13 protein-coding genes are annotated in these 14,451 nt (G+C 67.3%); 4 read left to right on the top strand and 9 right to left on the bottom strand.

Annotated elements, in window-relative coordinates; all coding sequences use genetic code 11:
• Positions 1–10: 10 nt before the first annotated feature.
• The 5 genes from K5K93_RS18600 to prmB form a co-directional block, all read right to left on the bottom strand.
• Complete coding sequence (locus K5K93_RS18600; protein WP_222388655.1) at positions 11–1,993, bottom strand: FimV/HubP family polar landmark protein; 1,983 nt, start codon at positions 1,991–1,993, stop codon at positions 11–13.
• A 105-nt stretch (positions 1,994–2,098) separates the two neighbouring features.
• Positions 2,099–3,127, bottom strand: coding sequence for an aspartate-semialdehyde dehydrogenase (locus K5K93_RS18595; protein WP_222388654.1), 1,029 nt, complete (start codon positions 3,125–3,127; stop codon positions 2,099–2,101).
• A gap of 90 nt (positions 3,128–3,217) precedes the next feature.
• Complete coding sequence (locus tag K5K93_RS18590; RefSeq protein WP_222388653.1) at positions 3,218–4,255, bottom strand: D-glycerate dehydrogenase; 1,038 nt, start codon at positions 4,253–4,255, stop codon at positions 3,218–3,220.
• Positions 4,248–5,351 (bottom strand): chorismate synthase, encoded by a 1,104-nt coding sequence (gene aroC / locus K5K93_RS18585; RefSeq protein ID WP_080148350.1) that lies wholly within the window; start codon positions 5,349–5,351, stop codon positions 4,248–4,250. Before aroC ends, K5K93_RS18590 begins: the two co-directional genes overlap by 8 nt.
• The gene (gene prmB / locus K5K93_RS18580) at positions 5,348–6,277 is read right to left on the bottom strand and encodes a 50S ribosomal protein L3 N(5)-glutamine methyltransferase (protein WP_025876143.1); all 930 of its coding nucleotides are present in this window, start codon (positions 6,275–6,277) and stop codon (positions 5,348–5,350) included. Before prmB ends, aroC begins: the two co-directional genes overlap by 4 nt.
• A 123-nt stretch (positions 6,278–6,400) precedes the next feature.
• Here prmB and K5K93_RS18575 point away from each other — a divergent pair, with 123 nt between their 5' ends.
• Both K5K93_RS18575 and asd read left to right on the top strand, forming a co-directional pair.
• A complete protein-coding gene (locus K5K93_RS18575; RefSeq protein ID WP_025876141.1) occupies positions 6,401–7,051 on the top strand; it encodes an SCO family protein in 651 nt (216 codons plus the stop codon).
• The gene (asd, locus tag K5K93_RS18570) at positions 7,048–7,890 is read left to right on the top strand and encodes an archaetidylserine decarboxylase (RefSeq protein ID WP_025876139.1); all 843 of its coding nucleotides are present in this window, start codon (positions 7,048–7,050) and stop codon (positions 7,888–7,890) included. The genes K5K93_RS18575 and asd overlap by 4 nt, the downstream gene beginning before the upstream one ends.
• A 92-nt stretch (positions 7,891–7,982) precedes the next feature.
• Here asd and K5K93_RS18565 read toward each other — a convergent pair whose 3' ends face one another.
• The gene (locus K5K93_RS18565) at positions 7,983–8,330 is read right to left on the bottom strand and encodes a ribonuclease E inhibitor RraB (protein WP_025876137.1); all 348 of its coding nucleotides are present in this window, start codon (positions 8,328–8,330) and stop codon (positions 7,983–7,985) included.
• A gap of 23 nt (positions 8,331–8,353) precedes the next feature.
• Positions 8,354–9,964 (bottom strand): transglycosylase SLT domain-containing protein, encoded by a 1,611-nt coding sequence (locus K5K93_RS18560; RefSeq protein WP_222388652.1) that lies wholly within the window; start codon positions 9,962–9,964, stop codon positions 8,354–8,356.
• 122 nt (positions 9,965–10,086) lie between these two features.
• Between K5K93_RS18560 and K5K93_RS18555 the strand changes: the two genes are divergently transcribed.
• Positions 10,087–11,592 carry a helicase HerA-like domain-containing protein gene (locus K5K93_RS18555; RefSeq protein WP_222388651.1) on the top strand — a complete coding sequence of 502 codons (1,506 nt, stop codon included), beginning with the start codon at positions 10,087–10,089 and terminating at the stop codon, positions 11,590–11,592.
• Between the two features lie 84 nt (positions 11,593–11,676).
• Positions 11,677–12,192, top strand: a complete 516-nt coding sequence (gene greB, locus K5K93_RS18550) for a transcription elongation factor GreB (RefSeq protein ID WP_032975018.1) — start codon at positions 11,677–11,679, stop codon at positions 12,190–12,192.
• Between the two features lie 43 nt (positions 12,193–12,235).
• On the opposite strand, the gene K5K93_RS18545 is transcribed toward greB, so the two are convergent.
• Together K5K93_RS18545 and rimO are read right to left on the bottom strand one after the other, a co-directional pair.
• On the bottom strand, positions 12,236–13,054 hold the full coding sequence (locus tag K5K93_RS18545; protein WP_222388650.1) for a DUF3025 domain-containing protein: 819 nt from the start codon (positions 13,052–13,054) through the stop codon (positions 12,236–12,238).
• Positions 13,051–14,412, bottom strand: a complete 1,362-nt coding sequence (gene rimO / locus K5K93_RS18540) for a 30S ribosomal protein S12 methylthiotransferase RimO (RefSeq protein WP_222388649.1) — start codon at positions 14,410–14,412, stop codon at positions 13,051–13,053. Before rimO ends, K5K93_RS18545 begins: the two co-directional genes overlap by 4 nt.
• Positions 14,413–14,451 lie beyond the last annotated feature (39 nt).

Below are 14,451 nucleotides of genomic sequence, written 5' to 3'. Positions count from 1 at the left end.
CGAAAGGGTGTCAGGGCAGACGGGCCAGCAGTTCGCGGGCCTGCGCCTGGCAATGCAGGTCACCCCCTTCGGCAACCTCCTGCAGCAGGGTGCGCGCGGTCTGCGCGTCGCCCAGGTCCAGATAGGCGATGGCCAGTTCCAGCCGTTCCTGGCCGATACGCGGTGCCCAGTCATGGCCATTGTCTGCAGCAGACCCGACGGCGTCCTCGGCGGCAGCACGGTCGTCGTGCAGATCGACCGGTGCAGCCGTCTCATGCTCATGCGGTTCGGCCGGCAGATCGAACACACCGCGGAACTGCGGCTCCTGTTCGGCCTGCAGCGCGTATTCGGGCACGGCCACCTCGGCTGGCGCGATGGGCGCCACCGCAGCAGCGCCGGCAGGATCGTCCCAGCGCGGCAGATCGTTCACCGCAGCAGGCAGTTCAACCCGTTGGTCTTCATCAAGCTCACCCGCCCGCCACTCGGCCGGCGAGGCATCCACTTGGATGTCCGCAGCCGGCACGTCATGGTCGGTGGCAGCCCAGGCCGGCATCGCCGGTTCCTGGCGTCCGCCATCGGCGGCGAAGTTCACCCCGGCGTCCTGTTCGGTCAGGGTATCCAGCGCGGCACCTGCCGGCAGCGCTGCTGCCAGGCCGGCGGCATCGTGTTCCTCGCGCAGCGGCGGCAGCGGCGAGGGCTTGCGACGACGCAGCAGCCAGGCGCCCAGGGCAACCAGCACGAGCAGCGGCAGGCCCAGCCAGTACCACGGCGTGCCAGCGCCGGGCGCACCGGGCGCCTGGGCCAAACGCTGCTGGGCGGCGGCCAGGTCGTTGTCCTTCATCGCGATCAGTGACTGCTGCTGCTCCTTGAGCTTCTCCAGCTCCGCCACGCGCTGCTTCAGATCGCCGATTTCGGCATCGCGGGTGGCGATGTCCTCCTTGGCCTGGCGCAGTTGTTCGTTGCCCAGCATGTCACCCTCGCTGCCGGCACTGGTGCCGGTGGTTGTGCCCGCGTGCGCGGCGTCGGATGCCAGCGCCGGAGCGATTTCAAGTCGTGCCCCTGTGGCCGCAGCCGGGGAAGAAGCAGCGCCATCGGCCTTGGCCACCGGCATCGCGGCGCCAGCCGGCTGTGGCACGGTGCGTGCCTGCCGCCACTGCGCGGCATGTTCGCGGACCAGCGCGGCCGCCTCGGCCGCATCCACCGCGGCCAGTGCGGTATCGCCCGGCATGCGCAGCACCGCGCCCTGCTTGAGCAGGTTGACGTTGCCACGGATGAAGGCTTCGGGGTTGGCACGCAACAGCGCGATCATCGCCCGGTCGCGACTGATCTGATTGCCACGGGCCAGCGAGCCGGCGATCTGCGAAAGCGTCTGTCCGCGCTGCACGGTCACACTGCCGTCTGCAGCGAGCGCTGGTGCAGGTGCAGGTGCTGGCGCAGGTGACGCAGCCCGTGGACGCGGTGCGGCAGGTGCGGCGGCCGCCGTGACCGGTGCCGGCTCGGGTACGGTTGCAGCGGTGGCAGGCGCATCCCGGACGATGGTGTCCGACAGCACACCGGCTGGCGCGACGATTTCCGGTTCGGCCACGGCCAGTGCACTGGCCGGTGCATCGACCAGCGCCGAGTACTCACGCACCAGCCGGCCCTGGCCCCAGTCGGCCTCGACCAGGAAGCTCAACGAGGGAGTTTCCACTGGCGTCTGCGAGGTCACCCGTACCACCGCCCTGCCCTGCGCATTGCGGGTCAGCTCGAACTGCAGTTCGCTGACCAGACCCACCGGGCGCTGCAGGCCAACGCGCTCGAAGGTGACCGGCGAAGCGAGCGCGACGCGCAGGTTCTCAAGTTCGGACGGATCGGCCGAGATCACCGGGATCTCGGCCAGCAACGGCTGTCCCGGCTTGGACAGGACCCGGATGTCGCCCAGGCCCAGGGCCATGGCCGAACTGCTGACCAGGGCCAGCAGCGCGGCGGAAAGACAGGTGAGCGGACGCCGTGCGCCCTTGGCTCGTTTATTCATGGGCGACACTATAAAGCGTGCGGACCACGGTCCGCACCCACCGGGGAGGCGAACCGCGCTGGTGCCGGCCAGCTGCCGGCACTACCGGTCAGGCAACAGCGGGGATCAGCGCTTCTCGGCGGCGACCAGCTCGGCCAGCTGCACCGCGTTGAGGGCTGCGCCCTTGCGCACGTTGTCCGACACGATCCACAGGTTCAGGCCGCGCGGATGCGACAGGTCCTCGCGGATGCGGCCGACGTACACCGCGTCGGTGCCCGAGGCATGGGTGACCGGCGTCGGGTAGCCACCGGCCTCGCGACGATCCACCACCTCGATGCCCGGCGACTGTTCCAGCAACGCGCGCGCTTCGGCCACGGTCACCTTGTCACGGGTTTCGATCGCCACCGATTCGGAATGGCCATAGAACACCGGCACGCGCACCGCGGTCGGGTTCACGAGGATGCTGTCGTCGCCCAGGATCTTGCGGGTCTCCCAGACCAGCTTCATCTCTTCCTTGGTGAAGCCGTTATCCAGGAAGTCGTCGATGTGCGGGATCAGGTTGAAGGCGATCTGCACCGGGAAACGCTGCGGATCGATTTCCTGGAAGCTCAGCAGCTGGCCGGTCTGCTTGCCCAGTTCTTCCAGTGCCGAACGGCCACCGCCGGATACCGACTGGTAGGTGGACACGTTGATGCGCTCGATGCCGTACTTGCGGTGCAGCGGTGCCAGCGCGACCAGCATCTGCATGGTCGAGCAGTTCGGGTTGGCGATGATGCCGCGCGGACGGTTGGCGACCTGGTCCGGATTGACCTCCGACACCACCAGCGGCACGTCATCGTCGTAACGGAAGGCCGAGGAGTTGTCGATCACCACCGCGCCAGCGGCAGCGAACTTCGGGGCGTATTCCTTGGACACGCTGCCACCGGCCGAGAACAGGGCGATATCCACGCCACTTGGATCGAAAGTGGCCAGGTCCTGGATCCTGACCTTGTTGCCGTTGTATTCGACTTCGCCGCCGGCCGAGCGCTCGGAAGCGAGCAGGCTCAGGGTGCCGACCGGGAAATCGCGCTCGGCCAGGATGGCCAGCATGGTCTCGCCGACCGCGCCGGTGGCGCCGACGATGGCGACGTGGAAGCTGCGTTGTGCATTGCTCATGGGGGAACTCTCACGAAAACGGGAAGGGGGAAAACTCACGCACGACAGCTGGGTTCGGGGAGCCTCCTCGGATGGATGCGCGGAGGTTCCCTATCGTTTCCCGCTTTTTTTGTCCGAGGTCGCGCGCGCGGCAAGGGCCGCGTCGGCGTTGATCGCGCTCGGCATGCGCGACGGGCTGCCGTCCAGGCCAAGCCCGGCCAGCAGATTGTCCACGGCCATCTGCACCATGGCCGTGCGCGTGGCCAGCGATGCGCTGCCGATATGCGGGGTCAGCACGATGTTGCGCAGGGCCAGCAGTTCCGGCCGCACGTTGGGTTCGCCTTCGTAGACATCCAGGCCGGCCGCCGCCAGGCGACCGTTGGCCAGTGCTTCGGCCAGCGCCAGTTCGTCGACGATGCCGCCGCGGGCGATGTTCACCAGGGTGGCAGACGGCTTCATCTTGGCCAGCGCGGCGCCGTCGATGATGTGGTGCGAGGCGGCGGTGTATGGCAACACGGTCAACAGATGGTCGGACTGCGCCAGCAGCGTGTCCAGATCCACGTAGGTGGCGCCGAGCGCGGCTTCGGTATCGGCCGGCAGCCGCGAACGGTTGTGGTAGAGCACCTTCATGCCGAAGCCGTGCGCGCCGCGACGGGCGATGCCCTGGCCGATGCGGCCCATGCCGAGGATGCCCAGCGTGCTGCCATGGATGTCGGCCCCCAGCATGGTCTGGAACGACCACTGCCCCCACTGGCCCTCGCGCAGCCAGCGCTCGGATTCGGTGATCCGGCGCGCGGTGGCCATCAGCAGCGCAAAGCCGAGATCGGCGGTGGTTTCGGTGAGGACGTCCGGGGTGTTGCTGGCGAGAATGCCGGCGGCACTGAGCGCATCGACATCCAGGTTGTTGTAGCCGACCCCGACATTGGCGATTACCTTCAACTCCGCGGCATCGGCGACCTGGGTCGGGCCGATGCGCTCGTTGAGGGTGATGATCGCCCCGTCAACGTCGGCCAGCTGCGCGGCGATCTGCTGTGGCGACCAGGCGGTGACGGTATCGGTGGTGCGCAGTTGCACGCGATCGCGCAGCGGCGCGATGGCCGCGTCGATCAGCGGCTGGCTCACCCATACCGTCGGCCGCGTATCAGCCATCAAGCTGGCCGGGAATGCGCGGGGTGATGGTGCCGACATCGCCGCACTGCGCGCGGTGGCGCAGCGCCTGGTCCATCAGCACCAGGGCCATCATCGCCTCGGCGATGGGCGTAGCGCGGATGCCGACGCAGGGATCATGGCGGCCGGTGGTGACCACCTCCACCACATTGCCGGCCGTATCCAGCGATTCACCGGGCAGGCGCAGGCTGGAAGTCGGCTTGAGCACCATCGAGGCGACCACCGGCTGGCCGGTGGAAATGCCACCGAGAATGCCGCCTGCATGGTTGCTGGCAAAACCCTGCGGGGTCAGCAGGTCACGGTGTTCGGTGCCCTTCTGCATGGCACTGGCGAAACCGTCGCCGATCTCCACGCCCTTCACCGCGTTGATGCTCATCAGTGCGGCCGCGAGCTCGCCATCAAGCTTGCCGTAGATCGGCTCGCCCCAGCCCGGCGGTACATTGTCGGCGACCACGTCCACGCAGGCACCGACCGAATCGCCGGACTTGCGCAGCGCATCCATGTACGCCTCCAGCTCGGGCACCTGTGCCGCGTGCGGCCAGAAGAACGGATTCTCCTCGACTACCGACCAGTCGAAACCGGCCGGAGTGATCCCGCCCAGCTGCGACAGGTAGCCGCGCACGGTGATGCCGAAACGCTCGGCCAGCCATTTCTTGGCGACCACGCCAGCAGCCACGCGCATGGTGGTCTCGCGCGCCGAGGAGCGGCCACCGCCGCGCGGGTCGCGGATGCCGTACTTGTGCCAGTAGCTGTAGTCGGCATGCCCCGGACGGAACTGCTGGCCGATGTTGCTGTAGTCCTTGCTGCGCTGGTCGGTGTTGCGGATCAGCAGCGCGATCGGGGTGCCGGTGGTCAGGCCCTCGTACACCCCGGACAGGATCTCGACCTCGTCGGCCTCGCGCCGCGCCGACGTATGCCGGCTCTTGCCGGTGGCGCGACGCTGCAGGTCATGGTTGAATTCGGCCGCGTCCAGCGCCAGCCCCGGCGGGCAGCCATCGATCACGCAGCCGATGGCCGGCCCGTGCGATTCGCCGAACGTGGTGACGGTGAACAGCTTGCCGAACGAATTGGAGCTCACGGGCGCTGCGCCGCCAGTTCGGTGATGCGCGCGCTGTGGGCGATCAGCTCGCGGCACTCGACCGCGAAGATGCCCATCTGGCCGACCTTGAATTCGACCCAGGCGAAATCCACTTCCGGCAGCAGCTTGATCAGGTGCTGTTCGGATTCGCCCACTTCACAGATCAGCAGGCCGTCCTCGCTCAGGTGCAGCGGCGCGTCGCGCAGGATCTTCAGCACCAGGTCCAGGCCATCGTCGCCGGCACGCAGGCCCATCTCCGGCTCGTAGGAGTATTCCTGCGGCAGGGCGTCGGTCTCGTCGTTGGTGACATACGGCGGGTTGGTGACGATCAGGTCGTAGTGGCGACCGGTCAGGCCGTTGAACAGGTCCGACTTCAGCAGGGTCACGTTGTGCGCCTGCAGGCGTTCCTTGTTCTCTTCGGCCAGTGACAGCGCCTCATCGCTGAGGTCCACGCCGTCCACTTCCCAGTTCGGGTAGTAGTGGCCCATGGCGATGGCGATGCAGCCCGAACCGGTGCACAGGTCCAGCGCGCGGTTGACATCGCGGCCGGCCAGCCACGGCTCGAAGCCGCACTCGATCAGCTCGGCGATCGGCGAACGCGGCACCAGGGCGCGCGTGTCGCTCTTGAAGCTGAGGCCGGCAAACCAGGCTTCACCGGTCAGGTAGGCGGCCGGGATGCGCTCGTCGATGCGGCGCTGGAACAGTTCCAGCACCGCCAGCTTCTCTTCGCGCAGCAGGCGCGCCTGGCCGTAGGCCGGGCCGAGATCGTGCGGCAGGTGCAGGCCGTGCAGCACCAGCTGGGTGGCCTCGTCCAGGGCATTGTCGTAGCTGTGCCCGAAGGTCAGGCCCGCAGCATTGAAACGGCTGGTGCCGTAGCGGATCAGATCGATGATCGTATGGAGTTCGGCGGCCGTTTCAGCGGTCATGGCGGTACTGCGGGCAAAGTGGCCCCCGATTATAAGGGTTGCCGCCTGCGCCGGCATCCGTTGCGGCAGAAACGATCCAGCCGCAGCCGGTATGATGGTGGCCACTTCCTGCGGCGGAATCCCATGTTCAATCGCAACGTCGGCATCATCCTGCTGATCGCCCTGGCGGCGGGCCTTGGCCTGCTCGCCGCCCAGCAGGTGTTCGCGCCGAAGCCGCCGGCCGGGCAGCCGGCCACCGAAGCGATCACCCTGTACCCGCAGCCGCGCGCCCTGCCCGACTACAACCTGGCCCAGTCCGACGGCACGCGCCTGATTCCCGGCGAACTGAAGGGCCACTGGACCCTGGTGTTCCTCGGCTTCACGTTCTGCCCGGACGTCTGCCCGACCACCCTGGCCGAGCTGGCCGGCGCGCAGAATCAGTGGGAAGCGCTGCCCGATGGCCTGCGCCCGCGCGTGCTGTTCGTCTCGGTCGACCCGGAGCGCGACACCGCCACGCGCCTGGGCGAGTACGCCCATGGCTTCCACAAGGACACCCTGGCGGCGACCGCCGACATCCCCTCGCTGGAGCGCTTTGCCACCTCGCTGGGCTTCGTGTTCCAGAAGGTGCCGGGCAAGCACTTCGACGAGAATCCCGAGGATTACACCCTCGAGCACTCCGCCAGCCTGGCCGTGCTCGATCCGCAGGGCCGGCTCGCCGGCCTGGTGCGGCCCCCGTTCAATGCGCCGGCGATCGCCCGCGACCTGCAGAAGCTGACCGAGAAATCCGCCCCATGAGTCTGACCACCGCCCTGACGTACGTCCTGCCCCACCGCCTGCTGTCCTCGATGGCGCGTTCGCTGGCGTACTCGGACAACCCGCGCGTATCGCGCTGGCTGATCGACACGGTCACCCGCAAGTTCAACGTCAACCTGGATGAAGCGGCCAATCCGGACCCGCGCAGCTACCCGACCTTCAACCAGTTCTTCACCCGCGCGCTGAAACCCGGCGCGCGCGTGGCCGATGCCGATCCGCGCAGCCTGGTGATGCCGGCGGACGGCCGCATCAGCCAGCTCGGAAAGATCGACGCCGGGCGCATCTTCCAGGCCAAGGGGCAGTCGTTCACCGCCGCCGAGCTGTTGGGCAGCGCCGAGGACGCCAAGCCGTTCAACGAGGGCCTGTATGCCACGGTGTACCTGTCGCCGCGCGACTACCACCGCGTGCACATGCCGTGGACCGGCACCCTGCGCGAAACCGTGCACGTGCCCGGTCGCCTGTTCAGCGTCGGCCCGGCCGCGGTGAACAACGTGCCCGGCCTGTTCGCACGCAACGAACGCCTGGTCTGCCATTTCGACACCAGCTTCGGCCCGATGGTCAGCGTGATGGTCGGTGCGCTGCTGGTGTCGGGCGTGGAAACGGTGTGGAGCGGCGAAGAGATTCCGCACTACGGCGACCGCATCACCCGCAAGGATTACCGGGGCCGCGGCATCACCCTGCAGCGCTTCGAAGAGATGGCGCGCTTCAATTACGGCTCGACCGTGATCGTGCTGCTGCCGCCGGGCGTGGCCGAATTCGCCCCGCACCTGGATGCCGAGCATCCGGTACAGCTGGGCCAGGCACTGGCCAAGCTACGCTGATCCTGCGGTAGTGCCGGCCGCTGGCCGGCATCTCCGTTGATCCAACGCGTCCAGTGTTGCCGGCCAGCGGCCGGCACTACCGGACAGGTGCGTTACTGCAGGGTCGGCGCCGGGCCGACGTCCATGCCGTCGTAGTCTTCCACGCCCATCTGCGTGGCCAGCGCGCTCAGTTCCTGGTTGCGCTTGTCCAGCGAGGTTTCGTCGTGCACTTCCACGCGCTCCACATGCAGCACGTGGAATGCAGCCTCACCGTCTTCCGGCTCCTGCTCGAACACTTCCACCAGCACATAACCTTGTGCCTGCAGGTGGGTGGCCAGTGCGTGCAGCGGCTCGGCGGTGGAGTGCACGAAGAAGTACCCCCACAGCAGCGGGGCGTCCAGGTCCCAGTCGGTGTTCTCGCGGAGGTTGGTGAACAGGTTGCGGGTGTCTTCGAGGTCCATGCGATATCCAGAGTGCGGAAAGATTATTTGTCGCAGCCCTGCAGCTTCAGCACCTGGCCGTGGCGCAGGCTGTAGCCGGGGGCCTTGAGGCCATTGGCGCGGGCCAGCACCGGCACATCGCACTGGAACTTCGCGGCGATCCGGCCCAGGGTCTCGCCCTTGCCGACCTTGTAGCTGCGGGCCGGCTTGGCGCGCGGGGCCGGCGCCGGGCGCGGCGCAGCCACCGGCGCGGCAGGCGTGGTCGGCACGCTGCTGGCGGCATTGGGATCGACCACCGGCACCACCCCGCCCACGGCCACGCTGCCGGTGTAGCTGGCAGCACTCGGGCGCACGATCGCGGCATTGAGGTCGGCGGTGATCAGGGTGCGGGCCAGATCGGCACGCGGGCCGCTGACGCAGTTGCGCGCGTACAGGCCAGCAATGCGGTTGGTGGCGTTGATGAGGGTGCCTGCCGGAATCCAGCCATCGGCCTCATAGCGCGGGTTGAGGTTGCGCAATGCGCGCATGTAGCCATCGCGGGTGCCATGGCTGCCCAGGCAGATGGTCAGTTCGTAGATCGTGGTCGAGCGGGCCAGGCGGATGGTGGCCGGCTGCGCGTTGATCTTCGGGAACTCCACGCCGTACTGCTGGGGGTGCAGGAAGATCCAGGACGCAGCGATCACCATCGGCACGTAGTCCTTGGTTTCGCCCGGGAACTGGTTGTAGACGCTGTCCACCCAGAAGCTCTGGCCCGGGTACTGCTTGTAGACGCGCGCTGCGCGGCCCTCACCGCCGTTGTAGCCGGCCAGCGACAGTTCGACGTTGTTGTTGAGCTCACGCATCCGCTCGTTGAGGTACGTCGCGCTGGCTTCAGCGGCGCTGCGCGCATCGAAGCGGGTATCGAAACCGGTACCGTCCGGGCCCAGGCCGAAGCGGCGGCCGGTGGCTGGCATGAACTGCATCAGGCCCGCGGCGCCCGCACGCGAGGACGCATGCACGCGACCGTTGGATTCCTTGGCCATGATGCCGAACAGCAGCGCCTCGGGCAGGCCGCGCTTCTCCCATTCCGGCCACATCACCGCGCGCAGGTTCTGGTAGTTCTCGTAGGTGGTCATCAGCGCCGGGCGCATGTCGGTCAGCCAGCGGCGGATGCCGGCCTGCACCGCGGGGTTGTACTCGACCATGTTGTCGAAGGCATGGCGCTTGTCGTTCAGCAGCGCCGCTGCGCGGGCCGCCTCGGGCACGTCGGCAGCCAGCGGGCCGACATGGTCCGGGTCGGCCTCCAGGCGGTCGCCGACTTCGTCGGCCACGTCATCATCGGCAGCGGCATCGGCATCGTGCTTGAGCAGGCGCTTGTAGGTGGCCAGCATGTTGCTCATCTGGCAGCCCTTCTGCTTCACGCACTCACTGATGACATCTTCCATGTCCTCCAGCGCGGCATCGGCCTCGTTGCGCCCCTTCGGATCGGCGTTGGCCACCAGCAGAACGGCATCGCTGTAGCGCTTCTCGGCTGCAGTCATGCGCTGCTGCAGTGCATCCACCTTCACCTTGTCCCGGGCCGAAACCCGCTGTGCGTGGGCCTCCGGTGCCAGGGAAACCAGGCCAGCCAGGGCCAGCAGCGGCCAGGTGCGGGAAATCAGGACAGGAACGGGCATTGGTGGCACTGTGTATGAAACAGGCAGGCAGAGTAGCGGCGCTGCCAAGGTCGGGGCAAGCCGACCTTCGGCCCGTCACTGTCGGCGGTTAACATTGGCACATTCATCACAAGGGCTGGACCATGGATCCGATTCTGCTCGGCAAAGGCATCACCGACGATGTGGCTGTCACCCTGCTGCCGAAGCTCGGCAACCGCCATGGGCTGGTGGCCGGCGCCACGGGCACCGGCAAGACCGTGACCCTGATGACCCTGGCCGAGGGCTTCTCGCGGATCGGGGTACCGGTGTTCCTGGCCGATGTGAAGGGCGATGTCTCCGGCCTGGCCGTGCCGGGTACCGGCGCCGAGAACCTGCTCAAGCGCGCGGCCGAGATCGGCGTGAGCGACTATGCCCCGGCCGCCAGCCCCACCGTGTTCTGGGACCTGTACGGCAAGCTCGGCCACCCGGTGCGCACCACCGTGAGCGAGATGGGCCCGACCCTGCTGGCCCGCATCCTGGAATTGAACGACACCCAGGCCGGCGTGCTCGACATCGTGTTCAAGCTGGCCGACGACCGCGGCCTGCTGCTGCTGGACATGGACGACCTGCGCGCCCTGCTCGGCCTGGTGGCCGAGGAGCGCAAGGACATCTCCACCGAGTACGGCCTGGTCAGTGCGCAGTCGGTGGCCGCCATCCAGCGCGCCCTGCTGCGGCTGGCCCAGGACGGCGGCGAGCATTTCTTCGGCGAACCGGCGCTGGAACTGGCCGACATCATGCGGGTCAACCATGACGGCCGTGGTGTCATCGGCATCCTTGCCGCCGACCAGCTGGTGCTCAAGCCCAAGCTGTACTCCACGTTCCTGCTGTGGCTGTTGTCGGAGCTGTTCGAGCAGCTGCCCGAAGTGGGCGACCTCGACAAGCCGAAGCTGGTTTTCATTTTCGACGAAGCGCACCTGCTGTTCGACGATGCACCGCCCGCTCTGGTACAGCGCATCGAACAAGTGGTGCGGCTGATCCGTTCCAAGGGCGTGGGCGTGTACTTCTGCTCGCAGTTCCCGGACGATGTGCCGGCCAACATCCTCGGCCAGCTCGGCAACCGTGTACAGCACGCGCTGCGCGCATTCACCCCGCGCGACCAGAAGGCGGTGAAGACCGCCGCCGAGACCTTCGTGCCGAACCCGAAGCTGGATGTGGCGAAGGTGCTCAGCCAGCTCGGTACCGGCGAAGCGCTGGTCTCGACGCTGCAGGACAAGGGCGTGCCGATGCCGGTGCAGCAGACGATGATCGCGCCACCCCGCTGCCGCATGGGACCGGTCACCGACACCGAACGTACGCAGGTGCGTGCCGGCAGCCCGGTCGGCACGCGCTACGACACTGCCGTCAACCGCGAATCGGCAGCCGAACTGCTGGCCCAGCGCGCGCAGAAGGCCGTCGAGAAAACCGATGCGCCGGCCGCGCGCAGCCGTGAGCAGGACGAAGCGCAGGAAGGCGGTTTCGGGCAGTCGATCAAGGACGCCATTTTCGGCACCAAGCGCCGCCAGGGCATGATCGAGACGATGGCCAAGCAGACCACCCGTACGGTTGGCACCAAGCTGGGCAACCAGATCGTGCGCGGCATCCTCGGTGGCATCTTCGGCGGCAAGCGCTGAGAGCTCCGATAGTACCTTCACCTTCGCGGCGCGCCGGCGACGGCGCGCCGTAGTTGTTTCATTCCGCACGAGAATCCGCATTACATGTCGCGTTGGCGCCCCCCCGCAGAAAAGAGCACCGCACTGATCACCGCCGCCGGCCATGCACGCCTGAAAACCGAGCTGGATGAGTTGTGGCGGGTGCGTCGACCCGAGGTGGTCAAGGCGCTGGCGGCGGCCGCGGCCGAAGGCGATCGCTCGGAGAATGCCGAATACACCTACCGCAAGAAACAGCTGGGCGAGATCGATCGTCGCGTGCGCTACCTGACCAAGCGCCTGGAATCACTGCGCGTGGTCGACACCACGCCGACCGATCCGCAAGCGGTGTTCTTCGGTGCGTGGGTGGAACTGGAGAACGTGGACAGCGGGCAGACCAGCCGCTACCGCATCGTCGGGCCGGATGAGACCGATGCGGGGCTGGGCTGGATCAGCATCGATTCGCCCTTGGCGCGGGCCTTGTTGAAGAAGCGCCTGGATGATGAGTTTTCAGTGGAACTGCCCAGTGGCAACCACACCTTTGCGGTGATCGGTGTGGAGTACGAGACCGCGGCCAACGGCTGAGCCTGTGGCGAGCAGCGGCGCTCAGCCGGGCATGGGCCCGGTTCTACAGAAGCGGCGGCGGATAGCGGCGCCCTTCGCGCAGCGGACGGAAATAATCGTCGTTCGCGTAAAAGGCTGGCGCCTGGTCGGTGTGCCAGCCGGGAATACCCGTCAATGGCAGCGGACGCAGTTCCAAGGGATCGAGCAGCACCCTGCCTTCCTCGATGGCGCGCGCGACCGTGTCGATGCAGCCCGCATCGTCATCGCCCTGCAGCACCACGCATTTGCCGACCAGCAGCCGGCCCGGCAGCAGCGCCTGTTCCATCAAGGCATGACCGAATACTGCGGCGATGGCGATCCGTCCTGACTGCCAATGGATCGGTTCGAACAGCACGCGCCACTGGTGAGCATCCCAGGCTGCAAGCAACGCCGGGTCACGCACACGCACCACCACGCCGGTTTCATCGAACTGGGTCAGCGCGGCCTGCGCGCGGTTGCGCTGCCCTGCGGCCCTGCCCTCGATGTGCCGGCATTGCTGCGCGTTGAGTGCGCACTTGATCGGCAGGTAGCGTGCCCAGACCAGGGCGTTGAACAGGTCGTGCCAGTTGCCCGCGCGGGTTGCGATGCGCCCTTCGGCAATGCGCGTTTCGTAGTGCAGGCCGTCGGCCAGCAACGCCGCATCCTGTTCAACAAAGCGCTTGCCCGGCAGCGCCAGGCGCGCGTCCAGATCGACCACGCGTGGCCAGTCCGCTGCCGTCAGCAGATCACCGAACCCGGCGATACCGGCAAACAGCGGATGATCGAACGCAGCCCTGTCCACCGCCGCACGCAACGGTGGCACGAAGCGGCGGGGGCCGCCATCAGCAGCCTCCGCCCCGGTCACAGCACCTTGAGGTCGAATGCCGGGCGCGTGGTCGGCGGCAGGGCGTCGCCGTAGAGGTCGTGCTCGTCGCTCTCGGTGATTTCCACGTCGACGAACTCACCCACGCGCAATGCCACCTGGTCTGCGTTCTGGATATGCACCAGGCCGTCGATCTCCGGCGCATCGGCCTTGGAACGGGCCACCGCGATATCGCCTTCGATGGCATCGACCAGGCATTGCTGCACCGTGCCGATCTTGGCTTCCAGACGCGAAGCCGAAATCTGCGCCTGCTTCTCCATGAAGCGCGCCAGTCGTTCCTGCTTCACTTCTTCCGGCACCGGGTCCGGCAGGTTGTTGGCCGTAGCGCCCTCCACCGGCGAGTAGGCGAACGCACCGACGCGGTCCAGCTGCGCTTCGTCCAGGAAGGACAGCAACTCTTCGAACTCGACCTCGGTCTCGCCCGGGAAACCGACGATGAAGGTCGAACGCACGGTGATGTCCGGCGCGATGCGGCGCCAGTTCTGCACCCGCTCCAGGGTCTTCTCGACCGCGCCGGGGCGCTTCATCAGGCGCAGGATGCGCGGGCTGGCGTGCTGGAACGGGATGTCCAGGTACGGCAGGATCCGGCTCTCGGCCATCAGCGGCACCACGTCATCGACGTGCGGATACGGATAGACGTAGTGCATGCGCACCCACGCATCCAGTTCGGACAGGCCTTCGCACAGTGCCTTCAGGCGGGTCTGGTAGGCCTTGTCGCGCCACATCTTCTCGGCGTACTTCACATCCACGCCGTAGGCAGAGGTGTCCTGCGAAACCACCAGCAGTTCGCGCACACCGCCGCGCACCAGGCGCTCGGCTTCGCGCAGCACCTCGTCCACGGGACGCGAGACCAGCTTGCCGCGCATCGACGGAATGATGCAGAAGCTGCAGTGGTGGTTGCAGCCTTCGGAAATCTTCAGGTATGCGTAGTGGCGCGGGGTCAGCTTGATGCCGTAGTCCGGCACCAGATCCACGAACGGATCGTGCTTGGGCGGCAGCGCCGCATGCACCGCTTCCATCACGCTCTGGTAATCCTGCGGTCCGGACACCGCCAGCACGTTCGGGTACGCCTCGCGGATCTGCTCCGGGCGCTTGCCCAGGCAGCCGGTGACGATGACCTTGCCGTTCTGGTTCATCGCCTCGCCGATGGCATCCAGCGATTCGGTCACCGCCGAATCGATGAAGCCACAGGTGTTGACCACCACCACGTCGGCCGAATCGTAGGACGGGACGATGTCGTAGCCTTCCGACCGCAGCTGGGTGAGGATGCGCTCGGAATCGACGAGGGCCTTCGGGCAGCCAAGGCTGACGAAGCCGACTTTGGGGTTCAGCTGGGACATGGAATCGCGGGACTCTGGGGGCCTGGGCTCCTGCCGGCA

It is taken from the genome of Stenotrophomonas sp. DR822 (genome assembly GCF_019793815.1).
In the GTDB taxonomy this organism is placed as follows: domain Bacteria; phylum Pseudomonadota; class Gammaproteobacteria; order Xanthomonadales; family Xanthomonadaceae; genus Stenotrophomonas; species Stenotrophomonas indicatrix.
This window is presented reverse-complemented; position numbering and strand designations above follow the sequence as displayed.

Coding starts and splice junctions, on each gene's coding strand:
- K5K93_RS18600 (WP_222388655.1), bottom strand. CDS start 1,993: ATGAATAAACGAGCCAAGGGCGCACGGCGTCCGCTCACCTGTCTTTCC.
- K5K93_RS18595 (WP_222388654.1), bottom strand. CDS start 3,127: ATGAGCAATGCACAACGCAGCTTCCACGTCGCCATCGTCGGCGCCACC.
- K5K93_RS18590 (WP_222388653.1), bottom strand. CDS start 4,255: ATGGCTGATACGCGGCCGACGGTATGGGTGAGCCAGCCGCTGATCGAC.
- prmB (WP_025876143.1), bottom strand. CDS start 6,277: ATGACCGCTGAAACGGCCGCCGAACTCCATACGATCATCGATCTGATC.
- K5K93_RS18575 (WP_025876141.1), top strand. CDS start 6,401: ATGTTCAATCGCAACGTCGGCATCATCCTGCTGATCGCCCTGGCGGCG.
- asd (WP_025876139.1), top strand. CDS start 7,048: ATGAGTCTGACCACCGCCCTGACGTACGTCCTGCCCCACCGCCTGCTG.
- K5K93_RS18565 (WP_025876137.1), bottom strand. CDS start 8,330: ATGGACCTCGAAGACACCCGCAACCTGTTCACCAACCTCCGCGAGAAC.
- K5K93_RS18560 (WP_222388652.1), bottom strand. CDS start 9,964: ATGCCCGTTCCTGTCCTGATTTCCCGCACCTGGCCGCTGCTGGCCCTG.
- K5K93_RS18555 (WP_222388651.1), top strand. CDS start 10,087: ATGGATCCGATTCTGCTCGGCAAAGGCATCACCGACGATGTGGCTGTC.
- greB (WP_032975018.1), top strand. CDS start 11,677: ATGTCGCGTTGGCGCCCCCCCGCAGAAAAGAGCACCGCACTGATCACC.
- rimO (WP_222388649.1), bottom strand. CDS start 14,412: ATGTCCCAGCTGAACCCCAAAGTCGGCTTCGTCAGCCTTGGCTGCCCG.